At 61.7% G+C, this 14,926-nt stretch carries 10 protein-coding genes and 3 pseudogenes; 7 read left to right on the top strand and 6 right to left on the bottom strand.

The window, feature by feature from the left end; genetic code table 11:
• Positions 1–325: 325 nt before the first annotated feature.
• Genes BSK43_RS01115 through BSK43_RS01105 form a run of 3 tightly spaced genes read right to left on the bottom strand, consistent with a single transcriptional unit; the run spans position 326 to position 1,677 of the window.
• On the bottom strand, positions 326–949 hold the full coding sequence (locus BSK43_RS01115) for an ATP-dependent Clp protease proteolytic subunit (RefSeq protein WP_068391182.1): 624 nt from the start codon (positions 947–949) through the stop codon (positions 326–328).
• A gap of 45 nt (positions 950–994) precedes the next feature.
• A complete protein-coding gene (locus BSK43_RS01110) occupies positions 995–1,366 on the bottom strand; it encodes a hypothetical protein (protein WP_068391185.1) in 372 nt (123 codons plus the stop codon).
• Complete coding sequence (locus tag BSK43_RS01105; RefSeq protein WP_077472574.1) at positions 1,363–1,677, bottom strand: metalloregulator ArsR/SmtB family transcription factor; 315 nt, start codon at positions 1,675–1,677, stop codon at positions 1,363–1,365. The genes BSK43_RS01110 and BSK43_RS01105 overlap by 4 nt, the downstream gene beginning before the upstream one ends.
• A 777-nt stretch (positions 1,678–2,454) precedes the next feature.
• Between BSK43_RS01105 and BSK43_RS01100 the strand changes: the two genes are divergently transcribed.
• The 4 genes from BSK43_RS01100 to BSK43_RS34965 all read left to right on the top strand — a co-directional run bounded on the left by BSK43_RS01100 (position 2,455) and on the right by BSK43_RS34965 (position 5,899).
• Positions 2,455–4,203: a ParB/RepB/Spo0J family partition protein gene (locus BSK43_RS01100; protein WP_169055353.1), complete on the top strand. Its 1,749-nt coding sequence runs from the start codon at positions 2,455–2,457 to the stop codon at positions 4,201–4,203.
• On the top strand, positions 4,200–4,448 hold the full coding sequence (locus BSK43_RS01095) for a hypothetical protein (RefSeq protein WP_136686647.1): 249 nt from the start codon (positions 4,200–4,202) through the stop codon (positions 4,446–4,448). Before BSK43_RS01100 ends, BSK43_RS01095 begins: the two co-directional genes overlap by 4 nt.
• A gap of 145 nt (positions 4,449–4,593) precedes the next feature.
• Positions 4,594–5,412, top strand: coding sequence for a class I SAM-dependent methyltransferase (locus tag BSK43_RS01090; protein ID WP_136686645.1), 819 nt, complete (start codon positions 4,594–4,596; stop codon positions 5,410–5,412).
• A 313-nt stretch (positions 5,413–5,725) separates the two neighbouring features.
• A complete protein-coding gene (locus BSK43_RS34965; protein ID WP_169055352.1) occupies positions 5,726–5,899 on the top strand; it encodes a hypothetical protein in 174 nt (57 codons plus the stop codon).
• A gap of 62 nt (positions 5,900–5,961) precedes the next feature.
• On the opposite strand, the gene BSK43_RS01085 is transcribed toward BSK43_RS34965, so the two are convergent.
• On the bottom strand, positions 5,962–6,270 hold the full coding sequence (locus BSK43_RS01085) for a WGR domain-containing protein (RefSeq protein ID WP_068398021.1): 309 nt from the start codon (positions 6,268–6,270) through the stop codon (positions 5,962–5,964).
• A gap of 638 nt (positions 6,271–6,908) precedes the next feature.
• Positions 6,909–7,538: pseudogene (locus BSK43_RS36095) on the bottom strand (transposase); the annotation flags it as partial.
• On the opposite strand from BSK43_RS36095, the pseudogene traA reads away from it, so the two are divergent.
• The 3 genes and pseudogenes from traA to BSK43_RS01065 all read left to right on the top strand — a co-directional run.
• A pseudogene (traA, locus tag BSK43_RS01075) lies at positions 7,523–11,367 on the top strand (Ti-type conjugative transfer relaxase TraA); the annotation flags it as partial. The pseudogenes BSK43_RS36095 and traA sit on opposite strands and share 16 nt — an antisense overlap.
• Before the next feature lie 27 nt (positions 11,368–11,394).
• A complete protein-coding gene (locus tag BSK43_RS01070) occupies positions 11,395–11,664 on the top strand; it encodes a hypothetical protein (RefSeq protein WP_068398027.1) in 270 nt (89 codons plus the stop codon).
• Positions 11,665–11,666: 2 nt separating this feature from the next.
• Complete coding sequence (locus tag BSK43_RS01065; RefSeq protein WP_136686643.1) at positions 11,667–14,138, top strand: zeta toxin family protein; 2,472 nt, start codon at positions 11,667–11,669, stop codon at positions 14,136–14,138.
• A gap of 506 nt (positions 14,139–14,644) precedes the next feature.
• On the opposite strand, the pseudogene BSK43_RS36090 reads toward BSK43_RS01065, so the two are convergent.
• Positions 14,645–14,902, bottom strand: a pseudogene (locus BSK43_RS36090) (N-acyl-L-homoserine lactone (AHL) synthase); the annotation flags it as partial.
• Between the last annotated feature and the right edge of the window lie 24 nt (positions 14,903–14,926).

The following is a 14,926-nucleotide window of genomic DNA, read 5'->3' as shown; positions in this document are numbered from 1 at the left end:
CCCCAATAGCGCCGTAGGGTTTTCCGGAGCCTCGTGGGAAACGGGTCATTTTCCCTTCGATGTGACTTCTTCGAAATCATGTCGGGCCACCGCCCGTGCCGATCGGCCATCCTCTATGCCAGCACCTGGCCCCGGTCTAAGCGGAGCGCAGCGAGCGGGGGCAGTCGGTCCCGGCTCTCCCTTCGGGTCGCTATGCTGAGCCTCCTGCGGCTGCCCTCCTTCCCGCTCCCGCGCGACGAGAATTCCCGAAATCCCGCCCTCACGGGCGGCGCTATGCTGATTTCTCCGATACTCTTCATTGTTTCCGGCTTGCGCCGGGCTCGTTTCACGTCGCGCCGATGTGGTGAGCGGCAACTTCCCGAACCTTCAGAATGCGGTCGATAAGGCCCCATTCCAATGCCTCTTCCGCCGTCATGAATCGGTCGCGATCCATCGCGCACTCGAATTCTTCGTAGGTGCGGCCGCAATGCTCGGCGTAGAGCCGTGTCATGCGATGCTTGGTCTTCCGCATTTCCTCGGCATGGATCAGCATGTCCGAAGCCTGTCCTTGGAAACCACCCAACGGCTGGTGAATATGGATGCTGGCATTGGGAAGCGCAGTGCGTTCGCCCGGCTGGCCGGACATCAAGAGGAACGAGCCCATCGAGCGGGCGGTTCCCATGCAGAGCGTATGCACCGGGGCGTGAATATAACGCATCGTATCATACATCGCGAGGCCGCTGGTCACGACGCCGCCTGGTGAATTGATATAGAGATTGATCGGCCTTTTTGGATTTTCTGCTTCCAGAAAAAGCAACTGTGCGCAGACAAGGGCCGAGACCGTGTCGTTGACCTCCCCATTGAGGAAGATGATCCTCTCACGAAGCAGGCGGGAATAGATGTCGAAAGACCGCTCTCCCCTGCTGGATTGTTCGACGACCATAGGGACGAGTTGCATCGCTTCGCGCATAGGCGAACTCCAATCATTCGAGATTTTTAGGGAAGGCTTGCCGCGTCAGGCGGCGAGCATGAGGGGCGGGCTGTTACCGTTGGCGACTGTCTTCGTCAGCCGCTCGAAGGTTGTGCCGGTCAGCTCGTGGACGATCCGGAGGCTGGTTCCGCCCGAGCTGTTCGGCGCGATCGTGAAGGTGACGGTGCTTTCGAGATGGGGTGGGCGGTCGTCGCGCATTTTGTAGCGGATTTCCTTGCCGGGCGTTTCGGAGAGCGACTGCGGATTGGCAAGCGCCTCACTCGGTAACCACCTCTCCCGGAATTCTGCGATACTGATCGCCCGCCAGACCTTATCCGGCGACGCGTCCAGTTCGTATCTTTGCTCGAAAGCGCTTTCCTGCATCGTCGGCTGCATCTCGGTCTTAACGTCCTTCATTGATCCATGTCCTTCAGCAAGAGCTTGAGAGCATCGATTCGCGCGGGCCAGTAAGCGCGGTATTTCGCCAACCACTGTGCGATAAGGGCCAGCCCGTCCGGATCTACTTCATAGTTCACGAAGCGGCCCTCCTTTTGCTCGCGCACCAGCTTTGCCGCTCGCAATACGGCGAGATGCTGGGACATCGCCGGCTGGCTGATATCCATGCCCTGGCGCAGGGTGCTGGCATTCATGCTGCCGTTGGCCAGCTTTTCGAATATCGTGCGGCGGGTGGGATCCGCCAGAGCGCGGAAAATATCGTGTTCGATCATGAAAATACATAAGCACACACTTATGCGATTCGCAAGCCTACCTGAAACCGGACCGAAATTTTGTGGTGGCCGGATTGCCTCGAGTTCCGAGCGCCCTGTTTGCGGTGCTGATCATGGCGGGGCCGGTCGTCTCACGTCGCGCCGGCGCGATCGGCGGGCAAAGTCTGCGCGCAGCGCTGTCCATGTCGTTTCCAGCTGCAGCGCAGCCGCGGCCGGAGCGCGCCGCAGGCGAGCGTAGCAGGCGGAGGAAACCCGCGCTCCCATATAGCGCCGTAGGGTTTTCCAGAGCCTCGTGGGAAACGACCGCCGTGGACCACGGCCTGTGTCTCAAAGAATGTTCGCACTGTTCGGGCCATCCGCTCGGTGCGAGCGGAGCGCGCTCTATGCCGATGGCACGGAGCCGGCCTGCGCCCGTCTCCGCCGATCCCGGTGACGATCGCTTGTCCATCGGGCGCCCCGCACCCGATCATGAGGCCCGTGCCGGGCCGGGTCTGTTTGTACTCGCCCCATGACATCGCCGGCCGTCCGGATCAAGGGGCAGGCGCGGCAAAGCCGCTTGTCGCGCCGGGAAAAAAAACGGCTTTCCACCTGCGGCGAAACCTTCCGTTTTTTGCCCGCCACGACCCCTTGACCCACCCGACCGCCGCCGCGGGGCGGGCTTTCGCCCTCCCCCCTCTGTCCGGGGGAATGTCAGAGGCCATTCCCCCGGACAGACCGGGGAGGCTTCGCCCGAAAGGGGCTTTCCCTTCGGGAAACGACAAATCTAGGAGACAGACAATGACCGATACCCAAGCCGCAACCGAGACCTTTTTCGTGCCCCTAAACAAGCTGGATGCCGACCCCAAGAATGTTCGCAAGACCTACGGCAAGGAAGGGATCGCGGAAATGGCCGCAACCATCCGCGCCGATGGCTACCGGATTTTGCAGAACATCGTCGTTCGCAAGGGCGAAAAGCGGGGTCGCTTCTTCGTGACAGCAGGCGGTCGCCGGCTCGCCGCTCTCAACCTCTTGGCCGAGGCCGGCGAAATCGCCAAGGATTACCCTATCGAATGCAAGGAACGAAGCGGTTCCGATGCGACCGAAATCAGCCTGATCGAAAACACCAGCCGTGAGGCCATGCACCCGGTTGATGAATACGAGGCGTTCCGCGTCCTGGCCGACGGCGGAAAGGCGGTCGAGGATATTGCCGCCCGCTTTGGCACGACCGAAACCATGGTTCGTAAGCGTCTGGCGCTCGCGCGCGTCTCGCCTGTCTTGCTCAACCTTTACCGCAATGAGGAAATGAGCTTCCAGCAGCTTTCCGCCTTCACCGTATCCGACGACCACGCAAAGCAAGTGGAGGTCTGGAACAGCCTGCCGTCGTGGAACCGCGATGGCCGGTCGATCAAGTCCGCGTTGCAGTCGGAGGCCATGAAAGCCAACGACAAGCGCATCAGGTTCATCGGCGGGATCGACGTTTACGAAACCGCAGGGGGAGCGGTCAAACGCGACCTCTTCGATGAACAGAACAGCGGCTACGCTCTTGATGTCGCCCTTGTCGAAAGGCTTGTGGTGGAGAAGCTTGAAGCAGAGGCGGAAAAGCTTCGTGCCGATGGCTGGAAATGGGTGGAATGCGTCTACGAATTTCCGCAGGAAGCGCATTACATGTCGCGGGTCTATCCCAAGGACGTCCCGATGACCGATGAGCAGCAGGCCGAGCTGGACCGGCTTGAGGGAGAATATGCCGAGCTTGCGGAATTGATCGAGGCAGGCGTTGCCGACGACGAGGCCGAAATCCGCGCCGATGCCATTCGGGCCAAAATGGCGGAGCTTGCGGACACCGGCGAAGTCTACGACCCTGATGACCTCGCAAAGGCCGGTTGCTATGTCCTGATGGACTATCACGGGAGGCTTTCGGTTGAGCACGGACTGATCCACCCCGACGAGGAGCAGGACGAGTCGGCGGACGGTACCGATGAGAGCAGCGAACCCGTTCCTCCACGGTCCGAGCCGCAGCCGGAACCGTCCTTCTCGCTTTCGGCCGCGCTCGTTCAGGAATTGACGGCACAGAAGACCGCCGCAATCCGCGCCGAGCTTGCGCATAATCCTGAGGTCGCGCTTGCCGCCGTGATTCATGCGATGCTCGCGAGCTTGTTCCATCCTTATGGCAGCACAGACGAAACGTGCCTTGAGGTGAAGCTTACAAGCGAGAAGCTCGAAACCAGCATCAAGAACCCGGCGACTTGCAAGGGCATCGTGACGATGGACGATCTCAGGGAGAATTACGGCCACACCATTCCCGGCAATCCCCACGATCTTTGGGAATGGTGCCTGGAGCAGCCGAGCGCAACGCTTCTCGATTTGCTAGCCTATGCTGCGGCAAAGTCGGTCAACGCGCTGCAACTCGGTCATTATGAGCGCAGGAAACAGCGTGTTCACGCCGACCGGCTGGCGCAGGCGCTCAAGATCGACATGACCCAATGGTTCGAACGACCGCCGAGAATTATTTCGGGCGCGTCAGCAAAAGCGGGATCGAACAGGCTTTGACCGAAGCCAAGGGCGCGGATTTCGCGGCGGGCGTGTCGGGCATGAAGAAGGCGGAGGCAGCTGCCTATGCCCAGCGGCAGATCGCCGGAACCGGATGGTTGCCCGCCCTTCTCAAGATCGCGCCGACTGCCGACCGGGCGACCGAGCAGGGCGTTGAAGATCAGCTGGACCGCGACGATTGCCCGTTCGATCTGGACGACCAGCCGGAAACCGAGAACGACCAATTCCCCGAAGCAGCCAAGTAATCGGTTGCCGCAGGTCGCGCCAGTCTCCGGCGCGGCCTGTTCCCTTCACTGAATTCTCCACGAAACCAGCCGCGATGAGACGCCGGGCACTGTTCCGGCGAATGGCGAAATGCGCCCTGCGGCCCTGCCCGTCTCAGGTGATCCCATGAACTCCCCTCGCCTCAAGTCCATCGTCAAGCTGTTCGAAAGCTGCCGCTACAGCCATGACCTCTACGCCGTCTTCGGCGACTGGTGCGAATGTGCCGCCATCTCGATGAGCAACGCGGTCGATCTCGCAAACTTCGAAAAACGCGAAGCCCGCTATCTCGAAATTAACCGGAAATACGATGCCCGAACGATGGGTGATTTCTCGAAGATCATGGGCGAAGTGGTCATGGCGCTGGAGGAAAAGCCGCAGGATATTTTGGGCGCGACATTCCATGCGCTCGAATTGCACAACAAGGCGCGCGGGCAATTCTTCACCCCCTATCCGATCTGCCACATGATGGCTCGCATGGTTGCCGGAAGCGCTGCGGATATGCAGAAGGCAATTGCGGAACGCGGTTTCATGATCGCACAGGAACCCGCAGTCGGAAGCGGAGCGATGATCATCGCGCTTGCCGAAGCAATTCTTGAGGCAGGATTCAACTATCAGCAGCTTCTCCACGTCACCGCCGTGGACATCGACGCTCGCGCGGTCCACATGGCCTACATCCAGTTTTCGCTTCTTCATATCCCGGCGACCGTGATTGTGGGCGATAGCCTGGCAATGCGGTTCCGGGAGGACTGGCACACGATGGCGCATGTCATGGGACGCTGGTCGGCAAAGCTCGCGGGGGCAAGGGAAAGTGCCAGCGCGGGGGCAATGGCTCTTCCGCCCGCCATCCCGCACAGGGCGGCGCCTGTCGCTGCCAGGTCGTCCGCGCCCAAGCAGGAGCCATCGGCAACCGTTATCGAGAGGAATGGCCAACTGCGCCTGTTCTAACGAGCCTGGTATCGGGCAGAACTTTCGACCGGTTCGACCGGCCGTTGATCCATGTGCAGGCGTCCGGCGATGCCTCGCGTCTTGCCGCACTTCTCCCTTCGACGCGCTGTCATCGACATCGGGGATGTTGCAGCCCGGTGTCGGGCGGCAACCTGCCGCCGCCAGAATTTTCCCCGCCGCCGGGCGGCTCCTCGCGGATCAAAATTCAGTCGCCCGCAGGTCCTCCACATGCGCTACGGCCGTCCGGTGCAGCCCTCCTTTCCGGTCAGCTCTCTCACCCCGCGATGACAGCTTATCGAAAGGAGAAAATATCATGCGCCAACTCGCCAAATTCCTCAGCGCCACCGGCCGCCGTCTTCGAGCTCTCGGCAAGGTGATCAGTCACTTTTTCCGCAAGGGAAAGCTCGGCCTTAAGCTCGCGGTCAAGATTCCGTACTTCGTTGAGATCGAGGCTTCGTTCGAAACTGACTGGGACCGGCGCAAATGATGCGTCAGGGGCCGCTGCGGCGGCCCTCCTTTTAGTCGCTCGAAACTCACAGGCGACCGAGGTCAGCTTTGCGAGTGCTGAAGCCCTGTTCTTGGCGAATATCCGCGAGCACGCTTTTGTTTCAGCAGGTCGAGGAACAACAGAACCGCTTCCTCTTCCCGTTCGAAAACATGCTCTTTCTCCTGCCCGCGCCTACCGATCCTTCCCCATCGCCGGATCAGGCAAGCCTCTCCGAACATCGTCTGCTCGATCTCCATGGCATAGTACCTGGCCATGTTTTTGGCTGGGTCCGTTCGTTCGACATAGAGCTGGTAGGGTTGCGAAATCATGCCGGGATGATCGTCACACAGCGCTGCCGCGTCCAACGACATATGTGAATCCTACAGGTCCGACCGATTCATTTTCGTGAAGAATGGCGTTCGGGCGAGGCGCCGATGGCGCGCGGCTCTAGTCGCGCTGCGACCGGAGCCCGCATGCGGTCTCTGCCCAGTTGGGTCACGATCCTCTCGCAGCAAGAAGCATGCCTCTGCCAAGTGTCATTGTCCGGAGAAAGCTGGAGCCTCCCGTGGCCATCGGTGATGGCAAGCGGTCGCGCCCCTTCGGGACGCGGTTCTATCTCTCTCTGACGTCCCATTTTGCACCCGCCGTTCCGGCGTCAAGGACATCGCGGCCCCTCCAATTTTCCCTGCGCCGCGAGCAGCACAGAGAAAATCGGTTTCTCTATTCGGCCGTTGATTTCAAGCACATTTTTCTGGGCGCAGCTTCTCCAATGTCCACATAGCTTGGCGATTTCGACCGCAGGCCCTTGCTTCTCTTCGAGATCGGCACAGTGGCCCTCTCATGATGGATTTAGGAACAAGATGGAACTATCTCCTTTCGCGTCCTGGCATCCAGTTGGGTGCCGGCACTACCGATTTTCCGTTCTCATCTTATCCTTCGTCCTGCGGACGATTTCACTCCGCGCTACGCGGAATTCCGATTTCTTGCGTTGACGCTCTCAAGCGGTGATTCAAATTGTTGTAACGCGTTCCTCTTTGGTCCAGCGAAAGTCGGTCTGGTCCTGCCACATGCGGTGCATGATCACAGCCAGGCGCCGAGCGATGGCGACAAAGGCTTTGTTGACGCCTCTGCTTTTTGCGATCCGCATGCCCCATGCTCTCAGCCATGACCATTTCTGACCTCTAGTTAGAAGCGTAACGGCCGCTTCGTACAGAAGCGTTCGCACCATGGTATCGCCACTGCACGATACCTTGCCGACCCGGCTTTTCTCTCCCGATTGATGAGATGCTGGCGTCAGCCCGACGAACGCACCGACGGCTTTTGAGTTCTGAAAGCGAGCAGGGACATCGATGGCGCTGCGATAGGCGAGCGCGACGACAGCTCCCACGCCCGGCACCGTCATAAGCCTGCGGCAAATCCCATCGTTCTTCGCAATTGCCAGAAGCCGGCGATGAAGAATGTTGAATTGCGAGCGGATCTCGCGCCTGGCCGCCAGCAGCGGCCCCACAATGGCGAGCAGCTCTTCGTCATTATCTATCAGTTCGCGTATTCTCTGCTCGAAGTTCAACGTGCTTACGATGCCGACCTTGAGGCCAAAATTTCGGAGAATTCCCCTCAAGTCATGATCTGGCACGACGGCAGGAGATGGCCGACCGGTTGCTCGCCGAACCCGAACTCCTGCTGAAGCAAGCTTGGCAATGAACGGTCCACCTTCGATAAGCGTGATATTGCCAAGGCGCTGCATCGCACTGTCGACGATCCCACAGATTTCGCGAACATTCGCGCCCGCCTGATGGCGTCCGACGATCTAGTTCTGCTGAAGCCTCAGCAGGTGGATCGGCAGACCGGCAAGGTGGCGGAGCCGGCGATCTTCACCACGCGCGAGATCCTGCGCACCGAATACGACATGGCGCAGTCGGCGGAAGCCCTGTCGCAGCGCAAAGGCTTCGGCATCGGCGAGGGCAAGATTGCGGCGGCGGTTCGGGCCGTCGAAAAGGCCGATCCGGAAAAGCCCTTCACGCTCGACAGTGAATAGGTCGACGCGGTCCGTCATGTTACTGGGGACAACGCCGTTGCCGCCGTCGTCGGTCTTGCCGGGGCAGGCAAGTCGACGCTCCTCGCTGCCGCGCGGGTCGCCTTGGAAAGCGAAAATCATCGTGTCTTCGGGGCGGCTCTCGCCGGCAAGGCGGCCGAGGGTCTGGAGGACAGTTCCGGCATCCGGTCGCGGACACTCGCCTCGTGGGAGCTCGCCTGGGCGAACGGCCGCGACCTGCTTGGTCGCGGTGACGTCTTCGTTGTCGATGAGGCCGGCATGGTCTCTTCACAGCAGATGGCCCGCGTCCTTAAGACAGCCGAGGACGCAGGCGCGAAGGTGGTTCTGGTTGGCGATGCGATGCAGCTTCAGCCGATCCAGGCCGGTGCGGCCTTCCGGGCGATTGCAGAACGGATCGGTTCTGCCGAACTGGCCGGTGTGCGCCGCCAGCGCGAAGACTGGGCGCGTGAGGCTTCTCGTCTCTTCGCCCGTGGCAAGGTCGAAGAAGCGCTGGATGCTTATGCACGTGGGGGACGGATTTTTGAGGCAGAGAGCCGGGCTGACATCGTCGAGCGCATCGTCACCGACTGGGCCGATGCACGCCGTGATCTCATCCGGAACATTGCCGATAGCGAACAGCCGGTCCGGTTGCGCGGTGACGAGTTGCTTGTCCTCGCCCATACCAATGACGACGTGAAGCGGCTCAATGAGGCGCTGCGTCAGGTCATGAGAGATGACGGCGCACTGACGGCTGCCCGCGAATTTCAGACGGAGCGTGGCGTGCGAGAGTTCGCCGCCGGCGACAGGATCATCTTCCTCGAAAACGCCCGCTTCCTCGAGCCGCGCGCAAGGCGTCTCGGCCCTCAATATGTCAAGAACGGGATGCTCGGAACGGTCGTTTCGACCGGCGACAAACGCGGCGATCCTCTGCTTTCGGTCCGTCTCGACAATGGCCGCGACGTCGTCATCAGCGAGCACAGCTATCGCAACATCGATCACGGCTATGCCGCGACCATCCATAAATCTCAAGGTGCAACCGTCGACCGGACCTTCGTTCTCGCTACCGGCATGATGGACCAGCACCTGACCTATGTGTCGATGACTCGTCATCGGGATCGGGCCGATCTTTATGCTGCCCGTGAGGACTTCGAGCCGAAACCCGAATGGGGTGGAAAATCCCGGGTCGATCATGCCGCCGGCGTTATCGGCGAGCTGGTCGAGACCGGGATGGCAAAGTTCCGGCCCCATGATGAGGATGCCGACGAAAGTCCCTATGCCGATGTGAAGACGGATGACGGAACTGTGCATCGGCTCTGGGGCGTCAGTCTGCCGAGGGCGCTGGAAGAGGGCGGCGTCTCGGAAGGCGATACGGTGGGCCTGCGCAAGGACGGCGTCGAACGGGTCACGGTCACTGTGCCTGTCATCGACGAGAAAACGGGGAACAAGAGTTTCGAGGAACGGACGGTCGATCGGAATGTCTGGACTGCGGAACTGAAGGAAACGGCCGACGCCCGTCGGGAACGGATCGAGCGCGAGAGCCGCGGCCGGAATTGTTCAAGCAGATGGTCGAACGTCTCGGCCGGTCGGGCGCGAAGACCACGACGCTGGATTTCGAGAGCGAAGAAGGCTACCGGGCGCATGCCCGCGACTTTGCAAGGCGGCGCGGTATCGACCTCGCTCGCCGGGGTCGTGGCCGGGATGGAAGAGGGCGTTTCTGGGCGGCTGGCGTGGCTTGCCGAGAAGCGCGAGCAGGTGGCGAGGCTTTGGGAGAGGGCGAGCGTGGCGCTTGGCTTCGCAATCGAGCGCGAACGGCGCGCTTCCTACAACGAGGCACAGAACGAAACCGTCAGGAGAAGTCCCGACTGGCGGGAAATATCTGATCCCGCCCACCACCACGTTTGCCCGCAGCGTCGATGAGGATGCACGGCGGGCGCAGATTGCCTCGGAGCGGTGGAAGGAGCGGAATGCAATCCTTCGGCTGGTCCTGCAAAAGATCTATCGCGATCCCGATGTCGCGCTTGCCCGACTGAATGCTCTCGCCTCCGATGCACGGATCGAGCCGCGCCGGCTCGTCGAGGATTTGGAGACCAAGCCGAAGCGTCTGGGCCGCCTGCGGGGATCGGATCTTTTGGTCGATGGGCGTGCCGACCGCACCGAGCACGATACAGCAATGGCCGCGTTGTCGGAGTTGCTGCCGCTGGCCCGTGCCCATGCGACAGAGTTCCGCCGACAGGCCGAACGGTTCGGCATCCGTGAGGAACAACGCCGCGCGCACATGTCCATGTCGGTTCCCGCCCTCTCGAAACCGGCAATGGCGTGCCTTGTCGAAATCGAAGCCGTGCGGGACCGCGGCGGGCAGGACGCTTACAAGACGGCTTTTGCCTATGCGGTCGAGGACCGTTTGCTGGTCCAGGAGGCGAAGGCGGTCAATGAGGCGCTAACGGCGCGATTTGGATGGTCCGCCTTCACGGAGAAGGCGGATGCCATTGCCGAGCGCAGCATGGTCGAGCGCATGCCGGAGGATCTTACTCCGGAGCGTCGCGAGAAACTGACGCGCCTGTTTGCCGTCGTGCGCCGCTTTGCCGAGGAACAGCATCTTGTCGAACGGAAGGATCGCTCGAAGATCGTGGCCGGTGCGAGCGTCGAGCCGGGGAGGGAGACGATATCCGTGTTGCCGATGCTCGCAGCCGTGACCGAGTTCAAAACGTCTGTCGAGGACGAAGCGCGGGAGAGGGCGCGTGCTGTCGCCCACTACGGCCACAATCGGACGGCTCTTATCGATACGGCAGCGCGTCTCTGGCGCGACCCCGCCGGCGCCGTCGACAAGATCGAGGCTCTGGTCCTGAAAGGCATCGCGGGCGATCGGATCGCGGCAGCCGTCGCCAACGATCCATCAGTTTATGGTGCGTTGCGCGGCTCCGATCGTATCGTGGACAGATTGCTGGCCGTCGGGCGCGAGCGAAAGGACGCGCTTCAGGCCGTTCCGGAGGCCGCAAGCCGCATCCGGTCGCTGGGTGCCTCCTATGCTACTGCTCTCGACACCGAGATCCGGGCGATTACAGGGGAGCGCGAACGCATGAGCGTCTCTATTCCGGGACTGTCAGCTTCCGCCGAAGACGCATTGCGAGAACTCTCAGCGGCGATGAAGAAAAAGGGTGCCAAACTTGAAGTGGCGGGCGGCTCGCTCGATCCCGCGATCCGCCGGGAATTCGTCGCGGTCAGTCGGGCGCTCGACGATCGCTTCGGTCGAAACGCCATTCTGCGCGGTGAGAAGGATGTCATCAACCGCGTATCGCCTTCGCAACGCGCCGCGTTCGGGGCGATGCATGACCGGCTGAAAATCCTGCAGCAGACTGTGCGCATGCAGGCAAGCCAGGAAATCGTGGCGGAGCGGCAGCGGCGGGTCCTCGACCGCGCTCGCGGCGTTATTCGCTGAGAAAAATAAACTTGAAAGGAGATGAACATGGCTGAGCAGGAAATTTCTTACGACGCGATCCTCCGCACCGAGATCGCCATTGAATTACTCAATCAGGCGCGCGCCATCGTCACGGCCCGCGTCTACCAGCTCGAAGGGACGGACCCTGACGCGGCGGAAGTGTTGCGGGTCCGTCGCCGCGATCTCATCGCCACCCAGCAAGGCATCAGCGTTGCCGATCAGGAAACCGTCGAGGATCTGATCGCGCTCTGGGGGCCGCGCGTCAAGGACGAAGTCCGGTTCTGGGCGGAGTTCTGATCATGGCGGATGATCGGGAATCCGGGCCGCTCTCGCTGGAGAGAAACGAGAGCATTTTCCGCAACGACATTCTGCCCGACTATCTGCCTGATGGAATCGGCCGGGCAGGGCGGCCCCGCCTTATCTTGCTCGGCGGCCAGCCGGGCGCCGGCAAAACCGCGGTGCTGATTGCCAGCCACGCCGAGCTCGATCGATCCGGTACGACGATCCGCATCGTTGGCGACGATCTGCGCTCCTATCATCCGCAATTCCTCGCCATCCAGCGGCACGATCCAGAAACGGCATCGCAGTTCACCCAGGCTGACGCCGGCCGCTGGACGGAAAAGCTCTTGGCCGCCGCCACGGGGCGCAACGTCAACATCGTCTTCGAGACGACGATGCGCACGCCGGAAAATGTCGCCCGCGTCATCAGCATGGCTCGCGCGGCCGGCTATGACGTCGAGGCCCGTGCCGTCGCCGTCAATCCGCGACTGAGCTGGCAGGGGAACCACTATCGCTTCGAGGAGATGCTGCGCGTAGGCGATGCGGCGCGCATTCCGCCGCAGCACGTTCATGATGCCGCAGTCACCGGGTTACGCGTCAGCCTCGAGAAGATCGAGAGCGAAAGCCTGGTCGACCGGGTCCAGCTTAGGACGCGCGGTGGGACGATCCTTTACGACAACGAGCGGCGTGAGGGCGTGTGGTCGCAGCCGCCCCAGGCTCGGGTCGCACTCGAACGCGAGCAATCGCGGCCGATGACACGCGGTGAACTTCAGCGTTTCTCCGACGACTGGAACCACGTTCTCGGCCGCATGGAGGAACGGCGGGCGCCGGACGATCGCACCGGCGCGGTCAGGGCGCGCGCCATTGAAGACGTGAGCCACCTGCTCGCCCAGCGTCGCGATGCTCACGGCGAAAACGGGCAACGGCGCGGCCGGTCGATCCTTCAAAGCCGCGCCGATGCGCTCGGCTTGTTCGTCGAGCTGTATGACAACGCGCTGCGGGATGCCGAACGTCGGCCGATCGGCAATATCGAAGCCCACGGCAGTCGTCGACTATCGCAGAGCTACATGGCGCTGAAACTGGTTGAAGCCGCCCGGAACCTCGGTCTCTTTCCGGAGAACGGAACCATCGTGTCGACACGGGCAATGGTCCAGGACAAGCGCGGCGCCCGAGAGTTCCCGGCGGCGCATCGAATGCCAGCCGGTCTCGCGGTTGAAACGCCGGATGGATCTCGCCGCCGGCTGACGGAAATTTTTGATGTCGCCCTGAACCGGGCCGCCATCGACCGTGACATCTTTGGCCGAACCGATCGTATGTCGCGTCTGGCCAACGTCGTCGACTCCTGGCTCGAGACCGCCGGGATGCGCAAGACGCTCGCTCGCGCCGCCAACGCTGTCGCTTCCGGCAAAATGCCCGCGGACGCCGCCATGTCCGATGTCGTAGAGCCGGGATACGCGGTGGCAATTGCCCAGGCGCGGGGGCGACTCGAGTGCAACATGGCGATCGCTGAGCGTACCGCGATGTCCACGATCATCGTGGACGAAAGGGGAGAGCCGGTCCGCATGCTGCGGGACGACCTTCGGCTACGAACGGCCGATCTGGAAAACCGGGCACGAGCCAAAACCATGATGGAGGCTGTCCTGACCGAAACGGCCCAGCATAGTCGCCTCGACGCCGAAGGGCGCCGTGCCGCCGGCGAGCTTGTTCGTGGTATTGCCGACAACGAACGTAATCTTGGAGGGGGCCACGTCCGGGAGCGCAGTACGGCTCGATCTGATGTCCTGGTTCCAGCACGGGATTTGCCCGATCTCTCCGAGAGCGAGATCACGGATCGGCTACGCAGATCTGCCCGCCTTGCGGACAAGCGCGCGGCGATCGACAATCTGTCGAGGCTGGTGTTCGGCAACAGCCAGGCGGTTTCGGGCTCTGTCGAGCGGATCACCAGTGCGCAGAGCGGCGCGGTCGCCGGCGATGATGTGCGCGAGGGCCGCCTTGGTGAAATGGCGGGAGAGGCAAGGAAATGGCTAAGAGGATCGAGCCCGGCACGCCAGACAGCGGAGGCCCACGCTCCGCAGCTCGCGGCGGCCCTGGCCGATTATGGGATGGCGGTCGATTTCGAGCGGCATCAGATCAACCTGCGCCACCGCGAGGAGCAGGCCCGATACAAGGTCGAGGTCCCCAGGCCGTCGAAAGAACTCTCTGCCTTGCTGTCGGGGACCGACCAGGCGCAAGTAAGTCGTTTGAATGCGGATCCAGTCCTCCGTCGTGAGTTCGAGAAGCTCACCCTGGCGATGACCAAACGGCTTTCTTCGGAGGATCGAGTTAACCTGAAAGAGGGAAATCTCACGAGGTTAGCGTCGTCTCTCAGGATAACGCCGGAGCAGGCTGCTTCACTCAAGCATGTTCAGAACCGCGCCGACGCGTTGCAGGACAAGTCACTTAGACAGGCACGTAACATCGTGAGCACACCCCAGCTCGGGATACGGCGTTGATTCCGCCCAACCCCGACTATTGACAGGGCACGCGGCCTGTCAGCATCCGCCGGTGCGCCGCGCTCGCCGACCGAGGACATCGAACAGCTCGCCGCTGGCTGCATGCCATTCGAGGCGCCCGGATTGATCGTTCGTGGCCCGGGATAGGGATACCTGCAGCAAGGACCGGATCCCGAAGAATGTTAGTGGATCCTCAGCCTCCACGCGAAGGTGCAGGCCGCAAACGTTCGGCTTGATGATCGCCCTGCCGTCGCCAAAGTTCAGAACTTGGTCGGGGCCATCGATCTCGACCTACAGAGCGCAATCACTTAGAGATCCGCAGAGCGTCTTTGCGATCCGGTCGGGATCTGCGACCCAGGCAACCGTTTCGGAAATGTATTTGGCCATGAGAACTTCCAATTCATTTGGTCAGGCGAATTGCAACGCCGGCGCAAAGGCACGCGCGATGGAAACGCTGGCCGGTGATAAAGCGGCCCGTCCACCTGGAGTTTGGCGCGCATGACACCGAGAACGCGGTGCGAAACTTCGAAGGCGCCGCAGCAGACCGGGTGACGGCCATACCCGTCGGAACGCCCGAGTTCATCGAGTTCGGCGCCGGCTTTTTGATAAACGCGGCGCATGTGCGGTTCGTAGTTCGAGATCATCGTGTTGATGCCATTGGCAAGCGCCGCCTCGCACAAGGCAAGAAGCAGCAGGCAAAAGGCGCTGTCCGCCCGCATGCCAGGAAAGTCTCGATCGATCGCATCCTCATCGATGCACATCCGCTGCATCGAAAGGCCGAGAATTTC

The organism is Rhizobium sp. P44RR-XXIV (assembly GCF_001999485.2).
Taxonomy (GTDB): domain Bacteria; phylum Pseudomonadota; class Alphaproteobacteria; order Rhizobiales; family Rhizobiaceae; genus Rhizobium.
This window is presented reverse-complemented; position numbering and strand designations above follow the sequence as displayed.

Bases quoted from the DNA above. Each gene is read 5' to 3' on its own strand.
- BSK43_RS01115 (WP_068391182.1), bottom strand. From the start codon at position 949: ATGCGCGAAGCGATGCAACTCGTCCCTATGGTCGTCGAACAATCCAGC.
- BSK43_RS01110 (WP_068391185.1), bottom strand. From the start codon at position 1,366: ATGAAGGACGTTAAGACCGAGATGCAGCCGACGATGCAGGAAAGCGCT.
- BSK43_RS01105 (WP_077472574.1), bottom strand. From the start codon at position 1,677: ATGATCGAACACGATATTTTCCGCGCTCTGGCGGATCCCACCCGCCGC.
- BSK43_RS01100 (WP_169055353.1), top strand. From the start codon at position 2,455: ATGACCGATACCCAAGCCGCAACCGAGACCTTTTTCGTGCCCCTAAAC.
- BSK43_RS01090 (WP_136686645.1), top strand. From the start codon at position 4,594: ATGAACTCCCCTCGCCTCAAGTCCATCGTCAAGCTGTTCGAAAGCTGC.
- BSK43_RS34965 (WP_169055352.1), top strand. From the start codon at position 5,726: ATGCGCCAACTCGCCAAATTCCTCAGCGCCACCGGCCGCCGTCTTCGA.
- BSK43_RS01085 (WP_068398021.1), bottom strand. From the start codon at position 6,270: ATGTCGTTGGACGCGGCAGCGCTGTGTGACGATCATCCCGGCATGATT.
- BSK43_RS01070 (WP_068398027.1), top strand. From the start codon at position 11,395: ATGGCTGAGCAGGAAATTTCTTACGACGCGATCCTCCGCACCGAGATC.
- BSK43_RS01065 (WP_136686643.1), top strand. From the start codon at position 11,667: ATGGCGGATGATCGGGAATCCGGGCCGCTCTCGCTGGAGAGAAACGAG.